The 26,169-nt window shown below is 69.9% G+C and carries 27 protein-coding genes and 1 pseudogene; 15 read left to right on the top strand and 13 right to left on the bottom strand.

Features of this window, described 5'->3' with window-relative positions:
• Window position 1: 1 nt before the first annotated feature.
• Window positions 2-1,360 (bottom strand): extracellular solute-binding protein, encoded by a 1,359-nt coding sequence (locus tag AB0L65_RS14160; protein WP_364244578.1) that lies wholly within the window; start codon window positions 1,358-1,360, stop codon window positions 2-4.
• 248 nt (window positions 1,361-1,608) lie between these two features.
• Window positions 1,609-2,598, bottom strand: coding sequence for a LacI family DNA-binding transcriptional regulator (locus AB0L65_RS14155; RefSeq protein WP_364244575.1), 990 nt, complete (start codon window positions 2,596-2,598; stop codon window positions 1,609-1,611).
• Between the two features lie 237 nt (window positions 2,599-2,835).
• Between AB0L65_RS14155 and AB0L65_RS14150 the strand changes: the two genes are divergently transcribed.
• The gene (locus AB0L65_RS14150) at window positions 2,836-6,102 is read left to right on the top strand and encodes a discoidin domain-containing protein (protein WP_364244572.1); all 3,267 of its coding nucleotides are present in this window, start codon (window positions 2,836-2,838) and stop codon (window positions 6,100-6,102) included.
• 81 nt (window positions 6,103-6,183) lie between these two features.
• Here AB0L65_RS14150 and AB0L65_RS14145 read toward each other — a convergent pair whose 3' ends face one another.
• A complete protein-coding gene (locus tag AB0L65_RS14145; RefSeq protein ID WP_364244570.1) occupies window positions 6,184-7,059 on the bottom strand; it encodes a sugar kinase in 876 nt (291 codons plus the stop codon).
• 176 nt (window positions 7,060-7,235) lie between these two features.
• Between AB0L65_RS14145 and AB0L65_RS14140 the strand changes: the two genes are divergently transcribed.
• The 4 genes from AB0L65_RS14140 to AB0L65_RS14125 all read left to right on the top strand — a co-directional run bounded on the left by AB0L65_RS14140 (window position 7,236) and on the right by AB0L65_RS14125 (window position 9,787).
• Complete coding sequence (locus AB0L65_RS14140) at window positions 7,236-7,970, top strand: hypothetical protein (RefSeq protein WP_364244567.1); 735 nt, start codon at window positions 7,236-7,238, stop codon at window positions 7,968-7,970.
• Window positions 7,971-8,107: 137 nt separating this feature from the next.
• Window positions 8,108-8,812: a DUF4344 domain-containing metallopeptidase gene (locus tag AB0L65_RS14135; RefSeq protein WP_364244564.1), complete on the top strand. Its 705-nt coding sequence runs from the start codon at window positions 8,108-8,110 to the stop codon at window positions 8,810-8,812.
• A 17-nt stretch (window positions 8,813-8,829) separates the two neighbouring features.
• Window positions 8,830-9,534, top strand: a complete 705-nt coding sequence (locus tag AB0L65_RS14130; RefSeq protein ID WP_364244561.1) for a maleylpyruvate isomerase family mycothiol-dependent enzyme — start codon at window positions 8,830-8,832, stop codon at window positions 9,532-9,534.
• A gap of 22 nt (window positions 9,535-9,556) precedes the next feature.
• Window positions 9,557-9,787, top strand: coding sequence for a DUF6343 family protein (locus AB0L65_RS14125; protein WP_364244558.1), 231 nt, complete (start codon window positions 9,557-9,559; stop codon window positions 9,785-9,787).
• A gap of 29 nt (window positions 9,788-9,816) precedes the next feature.
• Here the strand turns inward: AB0L65_RS14125 and AB0L65_RS14120 are convergent, their stop codons facing one another.
• The 3 genes from AB0L65_RS14120 to AB0L65_RS14110 form a co-directional block, all read right to left on the bottom strand.
• Window positions 9,817-10,086 carry a DUF3040 domain-containing protein gene (locus AB0L65_RS14120; RefSeq protein ID WP_364244555.1) on the bottom strand — a complete coding sequence of 90 codons (270 nt, stop codon included), beginning with the start codon at window positions 10,084-10,086 and terminating at the stop codon, window positions 9,817-9,819.
• 80 nt (window positions 10,087-10,166) lie between these two features.
• A complete protein-coding gene (locus tag AB0L65_RS14115) occupies window positions 10,167-10,418 on the bottom strand; it encodes a type B 50S ribosomal protein L31 (RefSeq protein WP_350729869.1) in 252 nt (83 codons plus the stop codon).
• 28 nt (window positions 10,419-10,446) lie between these two features.
• The gene (locus AB0L65_RS14110) at window positions 10,447-11,247 is read right to left on the bottom strand and encodes an SDR family oxidoreductase (RefSeq protein WP_364244553.1); all 801 of its coding nucleotides are present in this window, start codon (window positions 11,245-11,247) and stop codon (window positions 10,447-10,449) included.
• 98 nt (window positions 11,248-11,345) lie between these two features.
• Between AB0L65_RS14110 and AB0L65_RS14105 the strand changes: the two genes are divergently transcribed.
• Window positions 11,346-12,548, top strand: a complete 1,203-nt coding sequence (locus AB0L65_RS14105) for an MFS transporter (protein ID WP_364244550.1) — start codon at window positions 11,346-11,348, stop codon at window positions 12,546-12,548.
• Between the two features lie 399 nt (window positions 12,549-12,947).
• Entirely contained in the window at window positions 12,948-14,759 is a 1,812-nt protein-coding gene (gene recQ, locus AB0L65_RS14100; protein ID WP_364244547.1) for a DNA helicase RecQ, read from the top strand.
• Window positions 14,760-15,054: 295 nt separating this feature from the next.
• Here the strand turns inward: recQ and AB0L65_RS14095 are convergent, their stop codons facing one another.
• Together AB0L65_RS14095 and AB0L65_RS14090 are read right to left on the bottom strand one after the other, a co-directional pair.
• Complete coding sequence (locus AB0L65_RS14095) at window positions 15,055-15,369, bottom strand: hypothetical protein (RefSeq protein ID WP_364244823.1); 315 nt, start codon at window positions 15,367-15,369, stop codon at window positions 15,055-15,057.
• 369 nt (window positions 15,370-15,738) lie between these two features.
• A pseudogene (locus AB0L65_RS14090) lies at window positions 15,739-16,143 on the bottom strand (maleylpyruvate isomerase N-terminal domain-containing protein); the annotation flags it as partial.
• Window positions 16,144-16,432: 289 nt separating this feature from the next.
• Here AB0L65_RS14090 and AB0L65_RS14085 point away from each other — a divergent pair.
• Window positions 16,433-16,699: a CocE/NonD family hydrolase gene (locus tag AB0L65_RS14085; protein ID WP_364244544.1), complete on the top strand. Its 267-nt coding sequence runs from the start codon at window positions 16,433-16,435 to the stop codon at window positions 16,697-16,699.
• Window positions 16,700-17,083: 384 nt separating this feature from the next.
• Here the strand turns inward: AB0L65_RS14085 and AB0L65_RS14080 are convergent, their stop codons facing one another.
• Complete coding sequence (locus tag AB0L65_RS14080; protein WP_364244542.1) at window positions 17,084-17,551, bottom strand: nuclear transport factor 2 family protein; 468 nt, start codon at window positions 17,549-17,551, stop codon at window positions 17,084-17,086.
• 136 nt (window positions 17,552-17,687) lie between these two features.
• On the opposite strand from AB0L65_RS14080, the gene AB0L65_RS14075 reads away from it, so the two are divergent.
• The 3 genes from AB0L65_RS14075 to AB0L65_RS14065 all read left to right on the top strand — a co-directional run bounded on the left by AB0L65_RS14075 (window position 17,688) and on the right by AB0L65_RS14065 (window position 20,537).
• The gene (locus tag AB0L65_RS14075) at window positions 17,688-18,758 is read left to right on the top strand and encodes a helix-turn-helix domain-containing protein (RefSeq protein WP_364244540.1); all 1,071 of its coding nucleotides are present in this window, start codon (window positions 17,688-17,690) and stop codon (window positions 18,756-18,758) included.
• Window positions 18,759-19,037: 279 nt separating this feature from the next.
• Window positions 19,038-19,823 (top strand): FAD-dependent thymidylate synthase, encoded by a 786-nt coding sequence (gene thyX, locus AB0L65_RS14070; protein WP_364244537.1) that lies wholly within the window; start codon window positions 19,038-19,040, stop codon window positions 19,821-19,823.
• A gap of 414 nt (window positions 19,824-20,237) precedes the next feature.
• On the top strand, window positions 20,238-20,537 hold the full coding sequence (locus AB0L65_RS14065) for a hypothetical protein (RefSeq protein WP_364244534.1): 300 nt from the start codon (window positions 20,238-20,240) through the stop codon (window positions 20,535-20,537).
• Here AB0L65_RS14065 and AB0L65_RS14060 read toward each other — a convergent pair.
• Window positions 20,530-21,354, bottom strand: coding sequence for a lysophospholipase (locus AB0L65_RS14060; RefSeq protein ID WP_364244532.1), 825 nt, complete (start codon window positions 21,352-21,354; stop codon window positions 20,530-20,532). The genes AB0L65_RS14065 and AB0L65_RS14060 overlap by 8 nt on opposite strands.
• A 242-nt stretch (window positions 21,355-21,596) precedes the next feature.
• Here AB0L65_RS14060 and AB0L65_RS14055 point away from each other — a divergent pair, with 242 nt between their 5' ends.
• Genes AB0L65_RS14055 through AB0L65_RS14040 form a run of 4 tightly spaced genes read left to right on the top strand, consistent with a single transcriptional unit; the run spans window position 21,597 to window position 23,675 of the window.
• Window positions 21,597-22,085 (top strand): methylated-DNA--[protein]-cysteine S-methyltransferase, encoded by a 489-nt coding sequence (locus AB0L65_RS14055; protein ID WP_364244529.1) that lies wholly within the window; start codon window positions 21,597-21,599, stop codon window positions 22,083-22,085.
• On the top strand, window positions 22,082-22,795 hold the full coding sequence (locus AB0L65_RS14050) for a 2OG-Fe(II) oxygenase (RefSeq protein ID WP_364244526.1): 714 nt from the start codon (window positions 22,082-22,084) through the stop codon (window positions 22,793-22,795). Before AB0L65_RS14055 ends, AB0L65_RS14050 begins: the two co-directional genes overlap by 4 nt.
• Window positions 22,792-23,049, top strand: coding sequence for an Ada metal-binding domain-containing protein (locus AB0L65_RS14045; protein WP_350729851.1), 258 nt, complete (start codon window positions 22,792-22,794; stop codon window positions 23,047-23,049). The genes AB0L65_RS14050 and AB0L65_RS14045 overlap by 4 nt, the downstream gene beginning before the upstream one ends.
• Complete coding sequence (locus tag AB0L65_RS14040; protein ID WP_364244815.1) at window positions 23,049-23,675, top strand: alpha-ketoglutarate-dependent dioxygenase AlkB; 627 nt, start codon at window positions 23,049-23,051, stop codon at window positions 23,673-23,675. Before AB0L65_RS14045 ends, AB0L65_RS14040 begins: the two co-directional genes overlap by 1 nt.
• On the opposite strand, the gene AB0L65_RS14035 is transcribed toward AB0L65_RS14040, so the two are convergent.
• From AB0L65_RS14035 to AB0L65_RS14025, 3 genes are read right to left on the bottom strand one after another with little or no spacing between them, the layout of a single operon-like run.
• Window positions 23,659-24,336 carry a helix-turn-helix domain-containing protein gene (locus AB0L65_RS14035; RefSeq protein WP_364244524.1) on the bottom strand — a complete coding sequence of 226 codons (678 nt, stop codon included), beginning with the start codon at window positions 24,334-24,336 and terminating at the stop codon, window positions 23,659-23,661. The genes AB0L65_RS14040 and AB0L65_RS14035 overlap by 17 nt on opposite strands.
• Before the next feature lie 49 nt (window positions 24,337-24,385).
• Window positions 24,386-24,553 carry a hypothetical protein gene (locus tag AB0L65_RS14030; RefSeq protein ID WP_364244521.1) on the bottom strand — a complete coding sequence of 56 codons (168 nt, stop codon included), beginning with the start codon at window positions 24,551-24,553 and terminating at the stop codon, window positions 24,386-24,388.
• A 56-nt stretch (window positions 24,554-24,609) separates the two neighbouring features.
• The gene (locus AB0L65_RS14025; protein ID WP_364244519.1) at window positions 24,610-26,169 is read right to left on the bottom strand and encodes a serine/threonine-protein kinase; all 1,560 of its coding nucleotides are present in this window, start codon (window positions 26,167-26,169) and stop codon (window positions 24,610-24,612) included.

The raw sequence follows: 26,169 nt of genomic DNA, 5'->3' as shown, positions 1-26,169 counted from the left end.
GTCAGCCCTTGGCCGCCAGCATGGAGTTCGCCTTGGTCTCGGCGTCCGTCAGGAGCTGGTCGACGCCGGCGTCCTTACGGCTCAGCACGCCCGACATGACCACGTCGAGGATGGCGTACAGCTCCTGCGCGTGCACCGGCTCGGCCTTCGGCGGGATCGTCGCGGCAGCCTGCACGTACGGCGCGTAGTTCGAGACCGGCAGCGAGGCGTTCTTCTCGCGGTCGGCCTGGATGGCCTTGCCCGTCGCCGAGTCGCCGTAGACGGCGTTGTCGGGCACGCCGACCGGGTTGCCGATGGCCTTGCCGCGGGCGAAGTCGAAGCGGCCCTTGCCGACGGTGTTGTAGCGGAAGTCGACCCACTCCAGGCCCGCCTTGGCCTCCTCGGGGGTGGCCTTCGGGTTGATCATGAACGCTTCGCCGCCGCTCAGCGACGCCTTGGCCTCGGGGAAACCGGTGATGCCGTAGTCGGCGACGTTGCCCTTGAACTTGGTGACCACGTCGGTGACCACGTCGGGCGCGCCCAGCATCATGCCGACCTTGCCGCTGCCCATGGCCATCATGAGCGACTCCCAGCCGACCAGGAGCTTGTTGCCCATGCTGTTGTCGACCCAGCGCATGTCGTGCAGGTTCTGCAGCACGGCCTTGCCCTCGGGCGAGTTGAACGCGGCCTTCTTGTTGTCGGGGGTCAGGATGCTGCCGCCGCGGCCGTAGATGGCCTGGGTGAAGTGCCAGCCGCCGGTGTTGCCGCCGGAGTACTCGCCGTAGCCGACGTAGCCGGCGCCGAGCGCGCCGATCTTCTTGGCCGCCTCGCGGACCTCGGCCCACGTCTTGGGCGGGGTGTCGGGGTCGAGGCCGGCCTTGGTGAACAGGGCGCGGTTGTAGACCAGGCCGACGCCGTAGTGGACGTTCGGCACGCCGTACACCTTGCCGTCCTTGGTCACCATCTCGCGCACGTCGGGGCGCAGGTCGTTCCAGTTCTTGATGGTGCTGGTGTACTGCGTGATGTCGAGCGCCTGGCCCTGGCCGATGACGTCGTTGTAGTTCGTCACCGGGACCACGAAGACGGTCTCCATCTGGCCGCCGGCCAGCTTGGGGCCGAACGTCTTGGGGTCGAAGCAGGGCTGCTGGTCCGTGCTCTTGACCGTCACGCCCGGGTGCGCCTTCATGAACGTGGCCACGTCGTCGTCCCAGGCCTGGCGCTCCTTCGGCGCGGACTTGGCGGGCTGGCAGGCCACCGTGATCGTCACGGCCTTGGCGCCGCCGCCGGCGCCGGCTGACGGGGTGGCGGGGTTGCTGGAGCCGCAGGCTGTGGCTGAGATGCCGAGCACGGACACGAGCAAGAGCCCAGTGGATCTCCGCATGGTCTGACCCTTCTGATGCGAGGTGCCCACACCATAGGATCGGGGACGGATGTTCGCAATATTTCGACTGCATATTGCAAGATAACGACTGGATTACGCCTGCGCTGCGACGCCTCTGACCCACCGCACGGGTTGAGGTCCCTTGGGGAGGAGGGAGGAGAGGGGGCACCGGCCGAGAGCCCCCCAGGAAGAGGGGGCACGGGCCGAGAGCCCCTGGGAGGAGGGGGGAACGGGCCGGGCTCAGGCCCCTAGACCGCCGCGCGGGCGGTGGAGGCGCGGACCACGAGTTCGGGCTCGAACAGCAGCTCGTCCGCCGGCACCACCGCCTTGTCGATCTGCGCGACCAGCAGGTCCACGGCGGCCCGGCCCATGGCGTCGATCGGCTGGCGGACCGTGGTCAGCGGCGGGTCGGTGCAGTTCATCAGGGCCGAGTCGTCGAAGCCGATGACCGAGATGTCCCCCGGCACGGTGAGCCCCGCCCGGCGGGCCGCCCTGATCGTGCCCAGCGCGAGCAGGTCGCTGGCGCAGATCACGCCGGTCACCCCGCGCTTGACCAGCCGGGCGGCGGCCGCGTGCCCGCCCTCCAGCGAGAACATCGTGTGCTCGACCAGCCCGGGGTCCCCGCCCTCCGCCTGGAACGTCTCCAGCTTGCGCCGCGACGGCATGTGGTCCTTCGGCCCGAGCACCATGCCGACCCGCTCGTGGCCGAGCGCGCGCAGGTGGGCCAGGGCCATCTCGGCGGCCACCGTGTCGTCGCAGGAGACCTGCGGGAAGTCGAGGTGCTGGACGGCCGCGTTCACCAGCACGGTCGGCAGCTTGCGCTCGTGCAGCAGCTCGTAGTGCCCGTGCGCGGCGTCGGCCTGGGCGTAGAAGCCGCCGGCGAAGACGACGCCGCTCACCTGCTGCTGGAGCAGCAGGTCCACGTAGTCGGCCTCGGAGACGCCGCCGACCGTGCGGGTGCACAGCACGGAGGTGAACCCTTGCTGGGCCAGCGCGCCGCCGACCACCTCCGCGAAGGCGGGGAAGATGGGGTTCTGCAGCTCGGGGAGCACGAGGCCGACCAGCCGGGCCCGGTCGCCGCGCAGCTGGGTGGGGCGCTCGTAGCCGAGCACGTCGAGGGCGGTCAGCACGGCCTCGCGGGTCGCGTCGGAGACCCCGGGCTTGCCGTTGAGCACCCGGCTCACCGTCGCCTCGCTGACTCCGACTTTCTTGGCCACCTCTGCGAGTCGTCGCGTCATGCGCAAACTATACGGCCTTCAGCGCAAGCGCTTGCAACGGCTTACGTCGATCCGACGTAGGGCTTTGCGCCGCCCCACAGCCGTCTCCGCAGCCCGAGCGGCTTCCTGACCAGCGAGGAAAGACTGCATACGGTGATTCTTGTCAGTCAACTGTTTGCGAAATCTCGTCGAAATATTGGGGCAATCTGCTTGGCATCCTATGGTTCGGCCATCCGCCTTACCCGGAGGGCCACCCCCATGAGAGCAGTCTTAGCCGCCCTTTCGTTAGTCCTCGGATTCCTGGCCGCACCCGCGTACGCGGCGGCCGACACCAACCTCGCGGCGGGTAAGACCGCCACCGCGAGCAGCTTCACCGAGGTGTACGCCGCCCCCAACGTGACCGACGGCAACCAGGCCACCTACTGGGAGTCGGCCAACAACGCGTTCCCGCAATGGGTCCAGGTCGACCTCGGCGCCAGCGCGAGCGTCAACAAGCTCGTGCTGAAGCTGCCGTCCGGCTGGCCCAGCCGTACCCAGACGCTGACCGTCCAGGGCAGCACGAACGGCTCCGCCTTCAGCACGATCGTCGCCTCGGCGACGTACACCTTCAACCCGACCGCGACGATCACCTTCGCCGCCACGACCGCCCGCTACGTCCGGCTGCAGATCACCGCGAACACCGGCTGGCCCGCGGGCCAGCTCTCCGAGTTCGAGGTGTGGGGCAGCGCGCCGGACAACCCGCCGCCGAGTGGCGCCAACCTGGCGCTCGGCAAGGCGATCACCGAGTCCTCGCACACCCACACGTACGTGGCCGCCAACGCCAACGACGACAATCTCCAGACGTACTGGGAGGGCGCGGCCTACCCCAACACGCTGACCGTGCAACTCGGCGCCAACGCCGACCTGACCTCGATCACCCTCAAGCTCAACCCCGACCCCGTCTGGGCCAGGCGGACCCAGACCATCCAGGTCCTCGGCCGTGAGCAGAGCGCCACCGGCTTCACCAGCCTCGTCTCCTCGGCCACATACACCTTCGACCCGGCCACGGGGAACTCGGTGACCATCCCGGTGACCGGCAAGGCCGCCGACGTCCGGCTGCAGATCACCGCCAACTCGGGCGCGCCGGGCGGGCAGGTGGCCGAGTTCCAGATCTTCGGCACACCGTCGGCCAATCCGGACCTGACCGTGAGCGATCTCACGTCGTCCCCGGCCGCGCCGGTCGAGACCGACGCGGTCACGCTGTCGGCCACCGTCAGGAACGCGGGCACCGCGGCCGCCGCCGCGACCTCCGTGAACTTCTACGCGGGTGCGACCAAGGTCGGCAGCGCGAGCGTGGGCGCGCTGGCCGCGGGGGCGTCGACCACCGTGTCCGCGAACATCGGCGCCAGGGACGCCGGGACCTACCAGCTGTCCGCCAAGGTGGACGAGGACGGCAAGGTCGTCGAGCTGAACGAGGCCAACAACACCGCCACCGGCACCCTGACCGTGAAGCCGGTCGACACGGCCGACCTGGTCGCCTCCCCCGTCGCCTGGACGCCGGGCAACCCGGCCGCGGGCAACACGGTGACGTTCTCGGTGGCGATCAAGAACCAGGGCACGGTGGCCTCCAGCGGCGCCTCCCACGGCATCACGCTCACCGTCACGAACGACTCCGGCACCGTCGTCAAGACCCTGACCGGCTCGACCGGCGGCGCCATCGCGGCGGGCGCGACCACGAGCCCGGTGAGCCTGGGCACGTGGACCGCGGCCAACGGCAAGTACACGGTCAGGACGGTGCTCGCCGACGACGCCAACGAGCTGCCCGTCAAGCGCGCCAACAACACCAGCGAGCTGCCGCTGTTCGTGGGCCGTGGCGCGAACATGCCGTACGACACGTACGAGGCCGAGGACGCCGTGATCGGCGGCGGGGCCACGCGCGTGGGCCCGAGCAGGGACATCGGCACGATCGCCGGCGAGGCGTCCGGGCGGCGCGCGGTGACGCTCAACCAGACCGGCGCGTACGTCGAGTTCACCACCAGGGCGGACACGAACACCCTGGTCACCCGCTTCTCCATGCCCGACGCGGCGGGCGGCGGCGGCCTCAGCTCGACCCTGAACGTCTACGTCAACGGCTCGTTCCTCAAGGCCGTCAACCTGACCTCCCGCTACGCCTGGCTCTACGGCGCCGAGGCCAGCCCGAGCAACTCCCCCGGCTCGGGGCCGCCCAGGCACATCTACGACGAGGCGAACGTGCTCCTCGGCGCCACCGTGCCCAAGGGCAGCACGATCAGGCTGCAGAAGGACGCGGCCAACAGCCAGACGTACGCGATCGACTTCGTGGACTTCGAGCAGGCAACCCCGGTCGCGAACCCGGACCCGGCGAAGTACGCCGTACCAACCGGTTTCACCCACCAGGACGTGCAGAACGCGCTCGACAAGGCCCGCATGGACGCCAACCTGACCGGCGTCTACCTGCCGCAGGGCGACTACCAGACCTCGGGCAAGTTCCAGGTGTACGGCAAGTCCGTCAAGATCGTCGGGGCGGGCCCCTGGTTCACCAGGTTCTCCTCCCCCGCCGGGCAGGACAACACCGACGTGGGCTTCCGCACCGAGGCCTCGGCCAACGGCTCGACGTTCGCGAACTTCGCCTACTTCGGCAACTACACCTCGCGCATCGACGGCCCCGGCAAGGTCTTCGACTTCTCGAACGTGGCGAACATGACGATCGACAACGTCTGGGCCGAGCACCAGATCTGCCTCTACTGGGGTACGAACACGGACAACATCACGATCAAGAATTCACGGATCCGCAACCTGTTCGCCGACGGCCTGAACATGACCAACGGCAGCACCGGCAACCACGTCACCAACGTCGAGGCCAGGGCCACGGGCGACGACAGCTTCGCGCTGTTCTCGGCCACCGACAACAACCCCGGCGAGCAGACCGGCAACGTCTTCGAGAACCTGACCTCGCTGCTCACCTGGCGGGCCGCGGGCGTGGCCGTGTACGGCGGCTACGACAACACGTTCAGGAACATCTACGTCGCGGACACGCTGACCTACCCGGGCGTCACGATCAGCTCGCTGGACTTCGGGATCCCGATGAACGGGTTCGGCGCCAGCCCGCCCACGACGTTCGACAACATCTCGCTGGTCCGGGCCGGCGGGCACTTCTGGGGACAGCAGACGTTCCCGGCGCTGTGGCTGTTCTCCTCGTCCAAGGTGTTCCAGGGCATCCGCGTCAACAACCTGGACATCGTGGACCCGACGTACAGCGGGATCATGTTCCAGACCGGCTACACCGGCGGCTCGCCGCTGAACCCGGTCAAGGACACGATCCTCACGAACGTGTCGATCAGCGGGGCGCAGAAGAGCGGCGACGCCTTCGACGCCAAGTCCGGGTTCGGCATCTGGGTGAACGAGTTGCCCGAGCCCGGTCAGGGCCCGGCCGTCGGGTCGGCCACGATCAACAACCTGAGGTTCGCGAACAACTTCCAGAACATCAAGAACACGACCTCGACCTTCACCCTGACCACCAACTCCTAATAGGAAACCTGCTCGGACTGCCGCTACGGTCCTGACAGCGGCACGAGAGCAGGGCGGCAGACCTGGCTAGCAGGCTTCCTGTTAGGAGAGGTCAATCCTGGTAGGCAAGCCCTGCCAGTCGCTGACGCTGGTCACCGCGGCGGCGCTCAACAGCGCCCCGCGGTGCAGGCGTTCCTGGGGGATGAGGCCGTCGAGCGCGGCGCTGATGTACCCGGCCGCGAACGCCTCCCCCGCGCCGGCCGTGTCCACGATGGGGACCTGCCAGCCCTGCACGTCGTAGCGCATCCGGTCGGCGCGCACGCTCGCGCCCTTGGCGCCGCGGTCCACCACGACCTCGCGCTCCGCCGTGAGCGCGGGCTTGACCAGGTCGAGCTCGTCCTGGCGGAGGAAGAGCAGGTGCGAGTCGCAGGCCAGCTCGCCGAGCACCTCCTCGGCCTCGCGTACCGACGGCCACAGCTCGGGCACGTAGTCGACGGAGAAGGAGACCATCACGCCGGCGTTCTTCGCGGCGCTCACGGCGGTGCGCACCGCCTCGAGCGCGTCCCGGCCGAGGCCCGCCGTGAGACCGGTCACGTGGAGCATCTTCGACGCGGCGATCCGGTCGATCGGCACGTTGCCCGGAGTGAGCCGCGAGCCCGCCGAACCCGCGCGATACTGCGTCACTCTCTGTGAGCGGCCGACACGGATCTCTCTGAGGATCAGGCCCGTGCGCAACCCCTCGGACACGCGCATGTCCGCGACGTCCACACCCTCGCCCCTGAGCGCGGTGAGCACCCTCGCACCCAGCTCGTCATCGCCCACCTTGCCCAGGTAGGCGCTGCGGTGCCCGAGCCTGGCCAGCGCGATCGCCAGGGTGAACTCGGGCCCGCACACGTCCAGCCGGGCTTCGCTCTCGTGGCGAACCCGGCCGCTGGAGACGATCCCCAAGGGCTCGCCAAGCGTGTAGACGTCGGTCATGCGCCAGACTGTAGCCGGTCAAGTACTTTTCCCGCATAACCCCTGGTTGCCAGCGTGATCAAATATTTTCTGTAACATTAGCCAACCTTTTCCCCTTCTCGTGGCTCAAAGTAGTAAAGGGGTCGGCCACCCCGAGCCGGCTCCAAGTCAATACGGGGAGAGGAATCAGCACCCTCATGAGAAAGATCGCACTTGGTATCGTTTCCGCCCTTGTGGGCGGGGCCATGCTGATGTCGGGCGCGAGCACTGCTTCGGCGGCCACCAAGGTGGACACCCAGCTCAAGATCCGCGACATCGACCCTAATCCGGTCGTGGTGGAGCCCGGATCCGAGACGACCGCGTACTTCGACATCGGGGCCAGCTCCGACGTCAAGAAGGTCGAGCTCAGCGTGGCGCCCGAGGGCGCCCGCACGCTCCGCGCCAAGGACGTCAAGGACCTCGAGGGCTGGCGCTTCGCCGTCGGCTTCACCGAGGGGGACCCCCAGGGCAAGTGGCAGGCCACCGCTGTAGCCTTCGACTCCGCCGGCAAGGAGATCGCGAAGGACACGGCGTTCTTCTCGGTCGAGCTCGAGAAGAGCAAGTCCGAGACGCGTATCTCGCGCTTCTCCGCCGACCCGTACAAGATCCGCAAGGGTCGTACGATCGAGTTCTCCGGCCGTCTCCAGGTGGATGACGACGGCTGGGAGGGCGTCCGCGGCGAGAAGGTGGACGTCTACTTCCGCGCGAACGGCTCCAGCGGCTGGAAGTGGGTCGCCTCCGCCAAGACCAAGTGGGGCGGCAAGTTCTACGCCGAGACCCGCGCCTACAAGAGCGGTACCTTCCGCGCCGTGTTCAACGGCAACGACGAGCTCGACGGCTCCAAGAGCCGCACGGACTCCGTGCGGGTCTACGGCAGCTGGTGGCGTCGTTAATCCATAAGACGGAGGCCCGGTCCCTGCCCAGGGGCCGGGCCTTCCGGCTTTTCGAGGGCCCTCAGGTTTAGGGATCACGCTTTGCGTGCATGGACAGTCGCATTGCGTGGATCTACCGACCCCCGAAGGAGCCTCGTATGCCGCATCCCCTCATCGCCCTCGTCCTGAGCATGACGAGCACGCTGGGGGCGGCGCCTTCGTCCGATCTGTCCGTACGCTACGAGCAGCCGGGCTCGCCGGGCGCCGAACAGGCCAGAAAGCTCCTCAAGGACGGCGAGACGCTCAAGACCCGGATCCGGCTGCCCGCGTCGGTCAAGGTCGTCGCCCGTGACTGCGACGCGCCGGAGGCCACCTGGGACCTCGAGGAGCGCCGGATCACCATCTGCTACCAGCTGGTGGACAAGGTGCGCCACGTGATGGACGGCATCTCCGAGACCGAGGAGACCGACGCCCGTACCAGGTCCGCCCGCATGGACGGCGCACTGGCCGTGCTCTTCCACCACCAGCTCGGCCACGCCCTGACCACGCTGAACGGCCTGGCCGACAGCGAGGAGCAGGCCGACCACTTCGCGGCGCTGACGCTCGCGTCCGACGCGCCCAAGCGCGTGGTGGCCGCCGCCGAGGCCCGTCACCTGCTCGCCGGCCACGCCGGCATCGACCACCTGTCGGGGCCGCCCGAGTCGGCCACGTTCTCCTGCCTCCTGTACGGCGCCGACCCCGGCAAATACGACCGGATCGCCCAGGGCGGCTGGGTCCCGCCCGAGCGGGCGCCCACCTGCGCCGACGAGTACGACCGGGTCAGGTCCGCCGTCGGATCGATGGCCGTGAAAGCGGGCACGTAGCGGGTAGCGTCCGGAGTATGGCCGACGAGCTGCTCAAACACTTCAATCCGTTCGACATCTTCGACACGGAGGCCGCCCGGCTCGACCGGTTCTTCAGCGGGCTCGACGAGGCCGGCTGGCAGCGGCCGTCCCGGTGCGAGGGATGGTCGGTGCGCGACGTGCTGGGCCACCTGGCGGGCGAGGAGCTGTACAACCACGCCTGCCTCGACGGGACCGTGCAGAACCTGCTGACCCGGCTCTCCAAGGCCGGCGTGTCCGGCTACAACGACTTCAACGAGTGGTCGGTGCGGCAGCGGCGCCACCTGCCCGTGGCGGAAGTGCTGGAGGAGTGGCGGGTCCAGAACGGCGAGACGCGCCGCCGCATGCGCGAACTCGGCCCCGGCGGGCTGATCGACACCATGGCCGGGCCCTACCCGTGCGGCCGGCAGGCCTTCCACTACGACTCCGAGTACGCCACCCACGCCGACGACGTCGGCGCGCCCGTCCCCGACGCCGAGGTCGACGACCGGACGCTGTGGCGGGTGGCGGTGGGGCGGTTCGTGCTGGCCGAGCAGGAGGCCAAGGTGCAGGTGGAGCAGACGGCCGACGAGATCTGGGCCGCCGTGAACGGGGTCACGGCCTCGCTGTCGTACCCCGAGTTCGTGGAGGCCACGGTGGGGCGGCTGCCCGCGTCGCACGGGATCGACCCGCGCGTCGTCGCGGCTCTGAGGTGCCTCGCCTGACCGTTCGGAAGGGGGATCGACCATGTGGCTGCGTAACCGGGCGGGCACGGAGCCACTGAGCGCGCGCAGCCCGCTGCGCACCCGGCGGATCCTGTCGCTGGTCGCGCTGGTGCTGGGGATGGCGGCGGCGGAGTTCTTCGCGGTGCTCGCCGCGAGCACGGGGGCGGAGGTCTGGCGCTGGGAGGCCGCGATCGCGGCCGCGGTGGCCGTCGTGGCCGCCGCCGACCTGGCACTGCTGCGCCGGCGGCGCTGACTGTGCCGTCAGGTGGTCAGTACGGCGAGTCAGGTAGTCAGTACGGCGAGCAGGAGCAGGACGATCACCAGCGCGCCGGCCGTGAAGATCATCCAGACGTGTGCCAGCACCCACCTGCGCAGGCGATCACCATACGCGTGGGGGAAGTCCCCGTCTGATTCGATCTTGTTGATCGCCGCGACGCGCCTTGCCAGCTCGGGGTCCTCTCGCTCAAGGGCCTGCTCGATCTCAGCGAGAATGCGGCGTTCCTTTCCAGAGAGACTCATGGCCATCACCACTGCTCCGATGCCGGTGACCACCTTTTACCCAGCAGTAGCGCAGGCATGCCCCCTCCGGCCGATCCCCCGCAGGCGCGTACATGCCTGCGGGGGGCCGCCCGTCACTTGCGGCGGTTCGCGTAGCGCTGATTGAAGCGCTCGACGCGGCCCGCGGTGTCGAGGATGCGGCCGCGGCCGGTGTAGAAGGGGTGGCTGGCGGACGACACGTCCACGTCGACGACCGGGTACGTCTTACCGTCCTCCCACTCGACCGTCCTGTCGCTGGTGAGGGTCGAGCGGGTGAGGAACGCGAACCCGACGCTCGGGTCACGGAAGACGACGGGGCCGTACGCGGGGTGCAGGTTCTTCTTCATGGCCTGCACAACCAGATGACAACGGTTTTCATTCCCGAGCTTCCGGGTCGAGTCCCAGCACCGTGCGGCCGCCGTCCACGGGGATGGTGGCGCCGTTCACGAACGCCGCCTCGTCCGAGAGGAGGTGCGCCACGACGGAGGCCACCTCGGCGGGGGTCGCGACCCGGCCGAGCGGGTGCAGCATGGCCAGCTGCTCCTCGACGGCCTGCCGCGCCCGCGGGGCCTGCGACTCCAGGAACGCCTCATACCGTTCGGTGGCCACCGAGCCCGGGGCCACGGCGTTGACCCTGATGCCGTGCCTGCCGTACTCCACGGCCAGCGCCCTGGTCAGGCCCTCGGTGGCGGCCTTGGCGGTCGAGTAGGGGAGGCTGCCGGGCACCGCCCTGGTGGCCTGGTGGGAGGTGACGTTGACGATGGCGCCGGGCGTACCGGCCGCGAGAAAGTGGCGTACGGCGGTGGCGCAGCCCACCACGGCGAGGTCGAGATTGGCCGCGATCAGGGCTCTGACCTCGGCGATCGGGGACGTGTGGACGGAGGCGTCGCGGAACACGGCGGCGTTGTTGACCCAGCCGCGCAGGATGCCGGCCTCCTGGGCCAGGTCGGCGGCCCAGGCGGCGACCTCCTCGTCGGCCGCGTCGCCGATCAGCGGGATGACTCGGGGGCCGGCCCAGGCGAGGGCGTCGGGGTCGCGTTCGACGGCCACCACCACGGTGTCCTTCTCACCGTCCTTCTCGCCGTCCTTCTCGCCGCCCTTGTCGGCGAGGAGCCGTTCGACCACGGCCTTTCCGATGCCACGCCCGCCGCCGGTCACCACATAGGAAAAGGTCATGACTCGACGCTATTCCGCTTTCACGGTGCGCTATTCCTGACGCGGCGAAGTGACATTTATCACCGTATTTCTGACCGGTGAACGGGAACGATCCTGGAGTGATCGACGCCACCGTGCCGAAGTCCCCCATGTGGATGATCGGCGCTCTCTCGATCACGCAAACCGCCGGATATGGCGTGCTCTATTACGCGTTCTCGGTGTTCATCCCACCGATGTCCCGCGACCTCCACGCCGGGGTCGCGCAGCTGACCGGAGCGATCACCCTGGCCGTACTGGTGTCGGGGGTCGCGGCGCCGCTCATCGGCCGCTGGCTCGACCGGCACGGCGGGCGCGGGCTCATGACCCTCGGGTCGGTGCTGGGCGGGCTGGCGGTGCTGGCGTGGTCCCAGGTGCGCTCTGTGACGCAGCTGTACCTGGTCTGCGGGGTGCTGGGCGTGGCGTCGGCGATGGTGCTGTACGAGGCGGCCTTCGCCGTAATCGTGGCCTGGTTCGACGCGACCAGGCGGGCTCGGGCGTTACTCGCGGTGACCGTCGTGGCGGGCTTCGCGTCCAGCATCTTCCTGCCGCTGACGGGCTTTCTCGTGGACCTGTACGGGTGGCGCCAGGCCCTGGTCATCCTGGCCGCCGGATACGCCCTGACCTCGGTGCCACTGCATTTCCTGGCCGTCCGGAGCAGGTCCGCGCCGCCGCACGTGAACCGGCGCGAGATCGTCGGGGCGGCCCTGCGCGAACGTCCCTTCTGGCTGCTGGCGGCGGCCTTCCTGACCCAGACCGGCGCGGTGTCGGTCATGGGTGTCCTGCTGGTCACGTACCTGATCGCCCTCGGCCACTCCCCCCTCTTCGCCGCAGGGGTCGCGGGCCTGCTCGGAGTCCTGTCGGTCGCGGGCCGGCTCGTCACCACCGGCCTGCAGGGCCGCTGGTCGGTGGCGTTGATCACGGCGGTGATGTTCGGGGTGCAGGGGCTGGCGGCGGTGCTGCTGCCGCTGGTCGGCAGGAGCACGGCGGGGGCGGTGGCGGGGGTGGTGCTGTTCGGGCTGGGGTTCGGCGTGGGCACGATCGCCCGGCCTGCTCTTCTTGCCGATCGGTACGGCACGGGAGCGTACGCGTCACTGAGCGGGGCGCTCGCGCTGCCCATCACGGTCGCCAAGGCCGTCGCGCCGCTGCTGGCGGCCGGAATCGCGCAGTTCGCCGGGTATCCGGCGGTGATGGGAGCGGTGGCAGCGGCCTGCGCCCTGGGCGCCCTCTCCCTGATCGCCTACCACCGCAACGCCCACCCCGCCCCCGCCCCCGCCACCGCCTAACCCACCTTCACTCCCTCACCCCCACAACCCTCACCCCACCCACGCCCCGCCCTCACCCCAGCCATGCCCAACCCCAGACGCCCCGCCCGCGCCCCCAGCCACGCCCAATCCCGCTCCGCTCCTCCCAACCCCAGCCATGCCCGACCGGTAACCCCCGGCCACCCCCAACCCCGCCACGCCCAACTCGCACCCCGTGCTCACCCCCGCGCCCAAGCCCCACTTCGCCCTCAATCCGCAGCCCCGCCCTAACCGTGCCCCGCCCCACTCGCGTGAAGGGCTGGCTCACGGACCGATCACCGTCGGGCAGACTGGGGGATGCCAAGGCGAGCGCGTTGGAGCCCCCGATCGCCGTCGGCGGAACTCACGAAACGCTCACCCGCGAACACGTAAGGTAGCCACATGGATACCCCCACCGACGTTCTGCACCGCGTATTCGGCTACGACTCGTTCAGGGCGGGGCAGCAGGAGATCATCGACCACGTCGTGGGCGGCGGCGACGCGCTCGTGCTCATGCCCACCGGCGGCGGCAAATCGCTCTGCTACCAGATCCCCGCCCTGGTGCGCCGCGGCGTGGGGGTCGTCATCTCACCCCTGATCGCGTTGATGCAGGACCAGGTCGACGCGCTGCGGGCGCTCGGCGTGCGTGCGGGGTTCCTCAACTCGACGCAGGACTTCGACGAGCGGCAGCTGGTCGAGTCGGAGTTCCTGGCCGGCGAGCTCGACCTCCTCTACCTCGCCCCCGAGCGGCTGCGCGTGGACGCCACGCTGCGGCTGCTGGCCAAGGGCGAGATCTCGGTGTTCGCCATCGACGAGGCCCACTGCGTGGCGCAGTGGGGGCACGACTTCCGGCCCGACTACCTCGAGCTGTCCACGCTGCACGAGCGCTGGCCCGACGTGCCGCGCATCGCGCTGACCGCCACGGCCACCCCGGCCACACACGCCGAGATCTCCTCCAGGCTCGGCCTGAGCGAGGCCCGCCACTTCGTCGCCAGCTTCGACCGGCCCAACATCCACTACCGCATCACGCCCAAGAGCGAGCCCAAGCGGCAGCTGCTGGAGTTCCTGCGCACCGAGCATCCGGGCGATTCCGGCATCATCTACTGCCTGTCGCGCTCCTCGGTCGAGAAGATCGCCGAGTTCCTGGTCGACAACGGCATCGCCGCCGTGCCGTACCACGCGGGTCTCGACGCCCGCACCCGCGCCACCCACCAGTCCCGCTTCCTGCGCGAAGACGGGCTGATCGTGGTGGCCACGATCGCGTTCGGCATGGGCATCGACAAGCCCGACGTACGCTTCGTCGCCCATCTCGACCTGCCCAAGTCGGTCGAGGGCTACTACCAGGAGACCGGCCGCGCGGGCCGCGACGGCCTCCCGGCCACGGTGTGGATGGCGTACGGCCTCCAGGACGTCGTCCAGCATCGGCGGATGGCCATGGAGGGCGACGAGGCCCACCGCCGCCGCCAGGTGGTCCACCTCGACTCCATGCTGGCGCTGTGCGAGACCGTGGGGTGCCGCCGGGTGATGCTGCTCGACTACTTCGGCCAGAAGGGCGCCGAACCCTGCGGAAACTGCGACACCTGCCAGAATCCGCCCGAATCCTGGGACGGCACCATCCCCGCCCAGAAGGTCCTGTCGACGGTGTTGCGGCTGGCGCGGGAGCGGCGGCAGAAGTTCGGGGTGGGGCAGGTGGTCGACATCCTGCTCGGCAAGAAGACCGCCAAGGTGCTGCAACACGGCCACGAGACGCTGACCGTGTTCGGAGTGGGCACTGACCTGGGCAACGCGGAGTGGCACGGGGTGGTGCGGCAACTGCTGGCGCAGGGACTGCTGGCGGTCGAGTCCGACTACGGAGCGCTGGTGCTCACGGACGACAGCACTTCGGTGCTCCGGGGACAGCGCGAGGTCCTGCTGCGCCGCGACACCCTGCGCCCCGCCCGGGCCAAGGTAGCCTCCTCATCGAAAGCCCAGGCGGTGGCCGAGCTATCCGCCGAAGCGGCCCCGCTCTTCGAGCGGCTCCGATCCTGGCGGGGCGCCACCGCGAAGGAGCAGGGGGTGCCCGCGTACGTCATCTTCCACGACGCGACCCTGAGAGAGATCGCCACCGCCCGACCGTCCTCACTGGCGGAGCTGAGCAGCATCAACGGCGTCGGCGAAAACAAACTGGCGAAGTACGGCGAACTCGTCCTGGAAGTCCTCCAGGACGACACCTGACCCCCTCCGCCCCGGCCCTGGATGGAAGCCTCAGGCGTGCGTTCACCTTGTGCAGGAAGGGCGAGGCGTGGTGGTGGCGACGGCCGCACGAAGAACGGTCGTCGCCACCACGTTGGTCGGCCGGGTCACGGCGATCGGGTGTCGCCGCCCCGCTGACGACCGGCCGGACGTGTGCTGGGCTTTATGGTCGGTGTCCCCGACGTGGTTGCGGTACAGGATGATCGTACGGCGTGTGAGCGGGAAATGCTGGATGGGCTGGATTGTTCTATCTTTGAGGTTGGGGTCGTTGAGCTGGTCAGAGGGCTGTTGGCCAGTTCGGGTCACGGCCGAGATAGGCCAGAAGGTAGTCCTGGGCAGAGGCGCGCGGGGGCAGGGTCCTCGGCGGGGCGAACCTGTGCGGCCGGTCAACGTCCGTGACGAACAGATGGGCCAGGTCCAGCAGTTCCTCGGCCATGAGGTCCGGGATCGGGTGCTGCTCACCGCAGGCTCTGGCCACGTCCCAGCCGTGCACGGCAATCTCGATCGCACCCGCGGCGGCCACCATGGGCGCGGTCAAGTGGCGATCGCCTATGGAGACCACCCCGGGATGGGTGACCGTGCCCACCCACACACCCAGCACCTCTGTGGCCCGGTCCCTGAGAAGGAGCGCCGGGTTGGCCCCGCATCCTTGCTTTCGCGGCGCAGAGCCGCTGAAGCACAAAGCAGTGCTGTCTTCCTCTCCGGTCGCGGACGCAGCCCCCCCGCGGATACCAGAGCGCGAAGAGGCGCTGTCGCCTCCCCCGGACGCGTCCGAACCGCGAAGGCCCGTACCCGATGAAGTGCCGCACCCTCCACCCGACGTAGACGCAGCCGAACCACGAAGGCCCGTGCCCGATGAGGCGCCGCACCCTCCACCCGATGCGGATGTGTCCGAACCGCGAAGGCCGGTACCCGGTGAGGCGCCGCCCCCTCCGCCTGACGGAGATGCAGCCGAGCCGCGGATGCCGAAGCGCAATGAGGCGGTGTCTGCACTGCCGGACGCGGGTGTTGTCAGCCTTCGAAGGCTGCGCTGTGGAGGAGTGCCCATGCCGTCGCCTGGTGCGGGGGCGGTCGGCCTTTGGGGGGCCGGGGTGGGCGGCATGCGTTGGTTGGGAGGTCCTGGCGTTGGGACAGGGGTGACGGGTATACGTGGCGGTGCTGGGGGGATGTGGCCGGAGGCGGCGTCGTTCAGGGTTCGGAGTGAGTCGGCCATGTGGTCGAGCAGGTGCTGGAGGTTCCAGTCCGCGCAGGGAGTGGGACGGCAGAGGGCGGCCGGGGTGACTACGCGAAGGCTGCCCAGCGCGTAGTCGATCGCCCGTTCCAGCAGCGCAACCCCCGCGGCCAGTGCCTTTTCTTGATCGCACATATCGCCTCCTCTCTCACATGCAGACCCGCGTGCCCGGGAAAAATCATCGGCCCCGCATACGCTTGAGAGCCGGAGCCGGAGCCGGAGCCGGAGCCGGAGCCGGAGCCGGAGCCGGAGGGGAGATCTGTCACTGACTCGCCGAACGTCGGCGTGACCCGTAGCCGCAGCCGGAGGGTAGTTCTGCCTTGGGCCTGTTCAGCGGACTGCTCGACCGTTTGCCCGGTTTGCCCAAGGCCACGACGCCCAATATCGAGGTCGCCCACGGCTGAGCGTTCCGATACCCGATGGCGTGGTGCTGTTCGGTGGCCGCTATCGACTGCGCGGTGCGGGGCCGCTGCGTGTGGTGCTCGTACGGACTCCGTACGGCAAGCATGAGCTCGACGCCAAGGGCACCCCTCGCGTGCCGGGCAGGCGCGGCATGCGGGTCGTCGTGCGGAACGTACGCGACGCTTTCGGATCCGATGGCCGGTTCGCGGCCTTCCACCAGGAGAGGGAGGACGGGCTGTCCGCGGGTGCCTGGTTGCCGCGAGCAGGCGGGGGTGTGACGGGCGACTGACGACGGCGGGGGCCAGTTACCTGGATACACACACTCAGCGGGCGGTCGAGGCGTACCTCGATCCGCAACTGGAGGCGATGTGCCTGCGGTTACAGCCGTCGCCCCCAGCCTGGAGGTTATGGCCGCCACCCTGGGGTTACGGCCATCGCTCCCAACGTGGGGATGCCGCCGTCGTGCCCCGGCCTGGGGTTACGGCCATCGGCCCCCAGCCTGAGGTTGCCGCCGTCGTGCCCCGGCCTGAGGTTGCGGCCATCGGCCCCCAGCCTGAGGTTGCCGCCGTCGCACCCCGGCCTGAGGTTGCGGCCATCGGCCCCCAGCCTGGGGTTGCGGCCGTCGTGGCCCGGCCTGGGGTTATGACCGCCGACCCCAGCCGAGGCTTTTGGGCTAGTGATGGGTGGTGGTCGCTTCGCGTTGGTCCTGCCGGTCCGACATCGTGGGTGAGTGGAACCATGCCGCGCCGCGTTGTGTGTCCATGTATTCGCGGACCCGCTTGACCAGGCCGGACTCCAGTTCGAAGACGAAGCAGTATTCGTTGTCGTAGTGGCCACCGTGGGCAAGGGTGGCCTGCAGTCGCATCTCAACGATCACGGTGTCCCCGTCGGCGTAGAAGCCGGCGAACTCGATGGACACGTTGTCGACGAAGACCGTGGAGAATTCCTCGGTCAGGAAGCGCACGATGCGGTCCCGGCCGATGAGATGGTGGGTTCCATCGATGGCGCGGGAGGTCGCGTTGTCGGCAGGGGCGAGCCACTCCGCGTCAAGGGCGAAGACGGCGCGGACCCGGTCGGCATCACGCGTGGCGAAGATCCGCCAGGCGTCGATGACGAGTTGCTTGTTCGATTCGGCGCTCATGGAATGTCCTTATGGAGATGGGTGAGCCCGAATTCTCGCGGGGCCCTGATCAGCAGGTCTGGTCACATTCGGCCAGCGTTGGCAGCCTGTCCGGATCCGTCCGATCCGGTGAGCCGGTGGATGCCATGCTGGAAGCGTGAACGCAGTCGGCGCCGTCCTGACCACCGGTATCTACTGCCGGGACGACTGCCCGGGCCGCCCTCTCCCTGCGAACACCACCCGCTACCCGTCCGCGGCCGCGGCGGAGGCGGCCGGGTACCGCGCCTGCCATCGGTGCCGCCCGTACCGGCAGGAACCGGCCACCGTCACGGACATGCCCGAACTGGTGTGCCGCGGGGTCGAACTCATCGCCGACGGAGCGCTGGACGACGCGACAGAGAGCAATCTCGCCGGTCGGCTCGGCGTGTCCCCACGTCACCTGCGGCGCATGTTTCTTCAGCATGCCGGGGTCACGCCCGACCAGCTCGCCCGCTCCCGGCGCGCGCACTTCGCCCGCCGGCTGCTCGACGACACTGACCTCCGCATAGCCGACATCGCCTTCGCCGCGGGCTTCGGCAGTGTTCGGCAGCTCAACCGAGTCCTCATGGGCACCTTCCGCGGCGCCCCGCGTGAGCTGCGGGCCCGACGGCGGGTCACCGACCGCCTCCAGGCCGACGGCGGGCTGGTCCTCCGGCTCACTCACGACAAGTCACTCGATTTCGCGGCCGCCCTGCGCCACCTGGCCGCCCGCGCGACACCGACCGTCGAAGCGGTCTCGTGCACCTCTTATCGGCGCACCATCCTCATCGATCACGACCCCGGCATGATCGAGATCACCGAGCGATCCCCGACCGACCTCCTGCTCGTCGCCCATCTCCCCCGGCTCAACGGGCTCATCCACCACGTCCACCGGGCCCGGCGCATCTTCGCTCTCGACGACTCTGCGAGGACGTGCGGTTCGTGGGATCCGTTCGAAGTCGGCGTGCATGACATCGTGCGTGCCGGGGTGCCGGACGCCGCACGGGCACGGGCGATCCTGGGTGACCTCGCCGGCCGGTTCGGCGCGGTCGTGCCTGGCCTCGCCCCAGTCGGCCTCACCAGGATGTTTCCGCTTCCCGACGTCCTCGCTCGGGCCGATCTCGACGCGCTGCTCATCCCCGATGCCACTGTCCGCGCCCTACGATCGTTCGCGCAGGCGGCCGCGGACGGCTCGGCGACCCATCGATAGAAGCCGGAGCAGCCTGCGTTCGCCCCGGCGGGCTCGAGGCCTTCAACGGTCGCGAGATCGGGGAGGCAGAAGCTGCAAGCCGTGACGTCTGCTGACCGTCGAAGCCGCGAGGCATGGTGCCTGCCGACCTTGGACGTGGGATGCCCGCGAGGAGCGTGCAGGGGGCCGGTCGACTCGCGCCGAGCAAGGAGCGTCCAGGAGGCGGTCGACTCGCGCCGAGTGGCAGGAGCTGGTTGGCTTGGGGCCGTCAAAAGCGGTCGATCCGAGCGGGGGCTCTCCATGCGCAGTGTCGAACCCGAGGTCTTCATCGTCTCCCGTCCGTCGCTGGACTACGACGAGCTGGCCCGCTACCTGGCCGAGGTCGGCGGCGAGAGCTGGCTGGAGCGGCTCGATCGCGGCGACCTCGACGCGCAGAACCTCGCCGAGTTCGCCGGTCGGCTCTGCTACCGCTCCTTCGAGCCCGGCCTCAATCCCAACGTGGTCAGGATCAGGGAGAACCAGGACGATTACCTGCGCAACATCCTGGCCAGCGCACACGGCTCGGTCCTCGAGCACGTCAGCTTCAGCTTCGTACTCCACAACGTCAGCCGGGTGCTGACCCACGAGCTGGTGCGGCACCGCCCGGGTGTGGCCGTCTCGCAGGAGTCGCTGCGTTTCGTCCGGCTGGACGAGCTGCCGTTCTGGTTCCCGGAATGGGCACGGGAAGACGACGAGCTGATGAAGCGGGCCACGGCGGTGCTGGAGCAGCTCGAACAGTTCCAGCTGTGGATGGGCGAGCACTTCGGGCTCGATGAGGAGGGCGTGCCGTTCTCGGAGAAGAAGCACCGAACGTCGTTCATGCGCAGGTTCGCCCCGGAGGGTGTGGCGACCGGGCTGGTGTGGACCGCGAACGTGCGCACGCTGCGGCACACGATCGAGGCCCGCACCGCCGCCGGCGCGGAGGAGGAGATTCGCCTGCTGTTCCAGCGCATCGGCGAGCTCATGCGCCAGGAAGCCCCCGCTCTGTTCGGCGACTACACCGTCGAGGAGGGCGGGGCCTGGGTGCCCGGCTGGCGCAAGGTCTGAGCGGTCGCGTCAAAGCTCCTGGCGCTCATGCTTCCGGCGAGTCCGGCTTGCTAGCCGGAACCTCCCGGTATCGCCCGGAGTACAGGTTGCATGAAGTGGTTGATGATGGTGACGCTGTTGGTGGTCGCGGCTGGGTGTTCGGCCGAGGTGCCCGCACCCGTGGCTCGGTCGTCCGTCCCGAGTTCCATAAGCCCAAGTCCCGCAAGCCCCAGCGCCGTGGGCCCAGGCGCCGTAAGCCCGAGCCCCAAAAGCCCCAGCGCCGTAAGCCTGAGTCCCATAAGTCCGAGCGCCGTTAGTCCGAGCGCCGTTAGTCCGAGCGCCGTTAGTCCGAGCGCCGTAAGCCCGACGGCTACCAGGGCTGCGTGCAACGGGACCTCGGTGCTCCTCGGCGGAGGGTTTCCGGAGGTGCGGGGGGTGGGGAGGGATGCGGAGCTGTGGGGGTTGTTGTTCGTGGCGGGTCCGCCGCTGGCGCGCGGTGAAGAGATCAAGATCGTGTGGCGGATGACCGGTGAAGGGCCGCTGCGGGTCACGGCGACGCTTCCCGACGGTACGCCCGCCAGGCTCGCCTGGGGGCCCGAGGAGCATGGCGGGTCGAGCTGGCACAAACCCGGCGAGGAGTGGGGTACGGGGTTCGTCTTCCCGAAGCGGGGCTGCTGGAAGATCGAGCTCACCCGTACGCGGGGTTCAGGGTACGTATGGCTGCCGGTCAAATAGCCCGGTCGATGAAGGCCGTCACGTCGTCCAGGACCTCGGCCTTGTTGGTCTCGTTGAAGACCTCGTGCCTGGCGCCCTCGTAGATCCGTTCGGTCAGGTCCGTACCCTTGATCGCCTCGACCCCCGGACGGCTCCCGCTCAGCGGGACGAGCTCGTCGTCGGCCCCGTGCACCCACAGCGTGGGCAGGGGGCCGAGGCGGCCGCCCTTGGCGATCGTGGCCAGCGTCGTGGCGAACGCCTCCAGCGTGGCGCGCTTGAACGGGCCGTGCCACACCAGCGGGTCGGCGGCGTACGCGACGCCCACCGAGAGGTCGCGGGAGAGGGTCGCCGGGTCGATCGGGACGTCCGGGGGCTCCTCGTAGGCCAGGAGGGTCGGGACGACCGCCCAGTCGCCGATCACCGGGCCTGACAGTACGAGCGCCGCCAGGCCGTCGCCGTAGCGCTGAGCGTAGCGGGCCGCGATCATGCCGCCCATCGAGTGGCCGATCACCACGACCGGGACGCCGGGGTGGTCGTCCCTGGCCTGCTCCTCTACGGAGTAGACGTCGGTGACCACGTCCTCGAAGTCCGCGATGTGCACCCGGTCGCCGGCCGACTTGCCGTGGCCCGTGTGGTCGAGGCCGTAGACGGCGGCGCCGTGGCGGACGAGCCGGTCCGCCACGTACTCGTAGCGGCCGATGTGCTCGCCGTACCCGTGGATCAGGACGGCCACGTAGCGCGGCCGGTCATGGGGCCATACGCAGACCGTGTTGAGGCCCGCGGTGCCGGTGAAGGTGTGCTCGCGCGACTCGGCCATGGTCACCGAGCGTACGCCCATGATCGCGTGACCGTCCACTGGCTGGGATGCGGCCTGAGGTGTGCGGGTGGCGGGGACTGACGGTGCGCGGGTGGCGGGGACTGCCGCGGCCGGAGGCGGTGGCGACGGGGGAAGCCGAGGGGGCGGGGGTTGAGGCGCGGGGCCGAGGGCCGGGGCGGAGGCTGAGGGGCGGGGATGAGGACGGGGTGCTGTGATGTCCGAAAACCGCTGACCTTTGAGGGCTCGGCGGTGTTGAAGAAGGTATGGACATCCACAGCATCATCGAAAGCCCGTTGGGCCCGATCCTGCTCATCGGCGACGGCTCCGCGCTGACGCGCGTGTCGTTCGACGTAAGCGGAAGGGCTGGTCTGCGGTGGGAGCCGACCGCGTTCGAGGAGGTCGAGCGGCAGTTCGCCGAGTACTTCGCGGGCGAGAGGGTCGCGTTCGACCTGCCGCTCGCCACCCGCGGCACCCCGTTCCAGGAGCAGGTGTGGGCAGCCCTGGATGAGCTGCCGTACGGCACCACGACGACCTACGGCGCGCTCGCCGCGCGGGTGGGCGCGCCACGTGACCGGATCCGCGCGGTCGGCGCCGCCGTCGGCGCGAACCCGCTGCTCGTCGTCCGCCCCTGCCACCGCGTCGTCGGGGCGGACGGCTCGCTGACCGGGTACGCGGGCGGCCTCGAGCGCAAGCACGAGCTGCTCACGCTCGAAGGCGCCCTGCAGCCGCAGCTCTGGAGCGTCGGCGGATGAGCTCGGCGAAGCTGACGGAGGAGACCAAGATGGACTGGGCGAAACTGACGGAAGAGGTCAACTCGTACGGGTGCGCGCTGACGCCGCCGGTGCTCACCCCCGAGGAGTGCAAGGAAATCGCCGGCCTGTACGACGAGATCGGGCTGTTCCGGTCCACGATCGACATGGAGCGGCACCGGTTCGGCGCCGGGCAGTACCGCTACTTCAGCCGGCCGTTCCCGCCGCTGGTGGAGAAGTTGCGGGCGGAGTTCTACCCGAGGCTGCTGCCGATCGCCCGCGACTGGGCGGCAAAGCTGGGCCAGCCGGCGCCGTGGCCGGACGACCTCGACGAGTGGCTGGACATGTGCCACAGAGCGGGGCAGACCAGGCCGACGCCCATCCTGCTGCGGTACGGACGGGACGACTGGAACGCGCTGCACCGCGACCTCTACGGCGACCTGGTGTTCCCGTTGCAGGTCGTGATCGGGCTGGACCGGCCCGGCGAGGACTACACGGGCGGCGAGTTCCTGCTGGTGGAGCAGCGGCCGCGGGCCCAGTCGCGGGGGATGGTGACGCTGTTGCCGCAGGGGCACGGGCTGATCTTCACCACGCGCGACCGGCCCGTGCGCTCCTCGCGGGGCTGGTCGGCCTCCCCCGTGCGCCACGGGGTGAGCACCGTACGGTCCGGGCTGCGGCATACGCTGGGGCTCGTCTTCCACGACGCGAAATGACGTACACGCTGGTGGGGGCCGACGGCCGCCCGTATGCGAGTCCGGTGCCCGGCACGCTGGGCGGGCATCGAGGGGCCCGGCTGTACGGGCGGCTGGACTGCCCCTCGGCGCTGCGCTCGATCGCTCGCGGGGGATATATCCGGCATCGTGTGTTCTTCGCGGACGCCGGTGACGCGGTGGCGGCCGGGTACCGGCCGTGTTCGAGGTGCTTGCCGGAGGCGTACCAGGCATGGAAGGGCCGGGAGACAGCGTGATGCGGGAGATCGCGCCGGGGGCGGTACACGTGCCCGGCTGGCTGACGCTGGACGAGCAGCGCCACCTGGTCGAGGCGTGCCGCGGATGGGCCATGGGGCCCGTGCCGATCCGGCACACCGTGCTGCCCCGGGGCGGCGTGATGTCGGTCCGGACGGTGTGCGTGGGGTGGCACTGGCAGCCGTACCGGTACACGCGCGTCGCCCACGACGTGAACGGCCGGCAGGTGGCCGAGTTCCCCGCGTGGCTCGGCGAGCTGGGACGGCGCGCCCTGGCCGACGCGTACGGACGACCAGGCGACACGTACGAGCCCGACACCGCCCTGATCAACTTCTACGACGGCCAGGCCCGGATGGGCATGCACCAGGACAAGGACGAGAAGTCCGACGCCCCGGTGGTGTCGCTGAGCATCGGCGACCGGTGCCTGTTCCGCTTCGGCAACACCGAGACGCGCGGCCGGCCGTACACGGACGTCGAGCTCGCCTCAGGCGATCTGTTCGTGTTCGGCGGGCCGTCGCGCTTCGCCTACCACGGCGTGCCGAAGGTCCATCCGGGCACCGGCGATCCCGCCACCGGCCTGGCCTCCGGCCGCCTCAACATCACGATGCGCGTCACCGGCCTCCGGTGACGTAGTCGAAGTCCTCGTCGGAGAGCGTGCGCCGCAGCGTCCGCAGCACCTTCGCCGGGTCGTCGTCCGGCCCCTGCGCGTAGAAGGGCCTGCCGTCACGGCCGAACGTGATCGCCGCGTCCCCCTCCCACTTGCCCAGCACGTCGGCCGCCGGAGCGAAGTCCTCGTGCGGCTCGAACCCGAGCGTCCGCGCGTAGTCGACCGACCCGAACACCAGGTGCCGGGCCAGCTCGATCGGCGCCTCCTGGAAGCCCGCGTACTCGCCGAAGAAGTACTGGCGGAAGCGCCGCAGGTCGCGGTCGTCGAGCACGTCGGGGCCGATCGCGTTCTTCGCCCCGAGGCAGTAGACGTCGGCGAGGTAGCCGGCCACCGTCATCCTGTCCCAGGTGTGCCGCCGCGCGACCAGCACGCACACCAGGCCGCCCAGTCCCGCGTCGGGGGCCTCGTCCACCCATCCGCGGGCCGGGTCGACGGTGAGCCCCTCGCTCCAGCCGACGTTGACCCAGCACCCGACCACCTCGGGCTCGGCGGTGGGGGCCTCCGAGGCGATGGCCCGCACCAGCGGCGCCACGACGGACGGCGACACCTTCAGCGCCTTGGCGATCTCCTTCGGGGAGCGGCCCTCGGCGCGCAGCTCGCGTACCCGATCCTTCAAGTCCATTCGGGCAGCCTAGCCGTCCTGGCCACCGCAGGCCGCGCCACCATGACGGTCAGGGCGGCGTGGCGAGAAGGACGTACATCAGCTGGGCGCCGATCAGCGCGAACGGCGCGAGCACCCGCAGCCCGCTGAACAGCCACCCCATGTGCAGGGCCAGGGCGACGAACACCAGGCACGACACGGACATCCACAGCAGGAGAGCCCAGGAAGGAATCCGCACGATCCGAGGCTAGGGGTCGCTTGTGCAGACAGAGCCCGCCGAATGTGGAGAAAGCGTCAAGCTCCCCGGTGGAAGTAGGACCGGCGCGGCTCCTGACTGGTCAGGCGGCCGATGCAGCGCAGGAAGCGCGTGCCGTTCTCGAACTGCGCCTGCGACGGCGGCATCACGTCCGCCATCCAGCCGGCCGCGCCGGTGTTCCTGGCCGTGCCGACCCTGCTGGCCAGGAGCACCGCCCGGCTGCAGATCCGCTTGATCGTGGGGTGCTTGGCGAGGTCCTGCTGCACGTACGTGTCAGCGTCCGACGGGATCGGGACGACCGCGAACGTCTCCCACGAGTGCAGTTCCTCGCACCCGACCCGCCTGGCCTTCGTGTCGCCGGAGATGATGACCAGCCCGCCCCAGCACTCCGACTCCTGCACGCACGCCGCCTCACCGCCGCGCACCTTGCTCGCCGGGCAGTTCTCCGTGTACGTCTTCAGCCCCTTGAACACGGTCTTCGCCTCTTCCGTGGCACTCGTGGAGGCCGACGCGCTGGGAGTCGACGCCTGGTTGCCACCCGGCTCCCTGGTGACATACGTGTAGACGACCACGCCGACGCCTATCGAGATCACCAGGGCCAGAGCGGCGGCGATCGAGACCAGCGCCCTCGAGGCACCGCGCCGGGCGGGTGGCACGGTGTCCGCGTGGCCGCCCGGCGGCGGACCGGTGACCGGCGGACCCATCATCGGCTGCGGCCCCGGGTTACTCGGATACTGCCCCATCGGCTGGGAGGGGGTCGGCGGCGCGGCGTGCCGTCCCCCGGAGGGTGCCGGGGCGGGCCCGAGCGGGACGGCGGCGAGGGCATCGCGGAACGCCTCCGCGGTGGGCGTGCGCTCGCGCGGGTCGCTGGCCAGCGCCTGGCGCAGCACGGCGGTCAACTGGGGCGGCACGCCGGGAATGTCTGGAACGGGCAGACGGTGCAGGGCCAGGATCATCGCCAGGTTCGGCACGCCACTCTCGGGGAAGCGCGGCGGGCGGCCGTTCAGCAGCGCGTAGACGGTGGCGGCCAGCGCGTACACGTCACCGGCCGGGGTCGGCTCGGCCAGCTCGAACGCCTCGGGCGGCGCGTACGACGGCGTCAGGGACTCGCGCGTCACCGACGCCTCGGGCCCGGACGCGGGCATGGTGGCCAGCCCGAAGTCGGACAGCGCCACCTGGCCGTACCGGTTGACCAGGATGTTGCCCGGCTTCACGTCCCGGTGCAGCACCCCCTGCGCGTGCGCGGCGGCCAGCGCGTCGGCGATCCGTACGCCCACGTCACGCGCCTCGACCGGCGAGAGCCTCCGTCCGGACAGCGACCCGCCCGGACACAGCTCAAGCACCATGTACGGCCGCCCGTCGGGCAGCAGCCCCGCGTCATAGACGGCCACGACGTGCGGGTGACCGGACAGGGCCCCGGCGGCCGTGACCTCGCGCATGAACCGGCGCCGGTCGCGGTCGGACAGCAGCACCCGGTTGTCGACCTTGAGCGCGACCTCGCGACCCACGGCCGACTGCACGGCGAGGTAGACGACACCGAAGCCGCCCTGGCCGAGAACACCCTTGATCTCATAGCCAGAAACCGATAATTCGGACAC

Origin of the sequence: Nonomuraea sp. NPDC052116 (assembly GCF_040680035.1) — a bacterium.
Taxonomy (GTDB): Bacteria; Actinomycetota; Actinomycetes; order Streptosporangiales; family Streptosporangiaceae; genus Nonomuraea; species Nonomuraea angiospora_A.
This window is presented reverse-complemented; position numbering and strand designations above follow the sequence as displayed.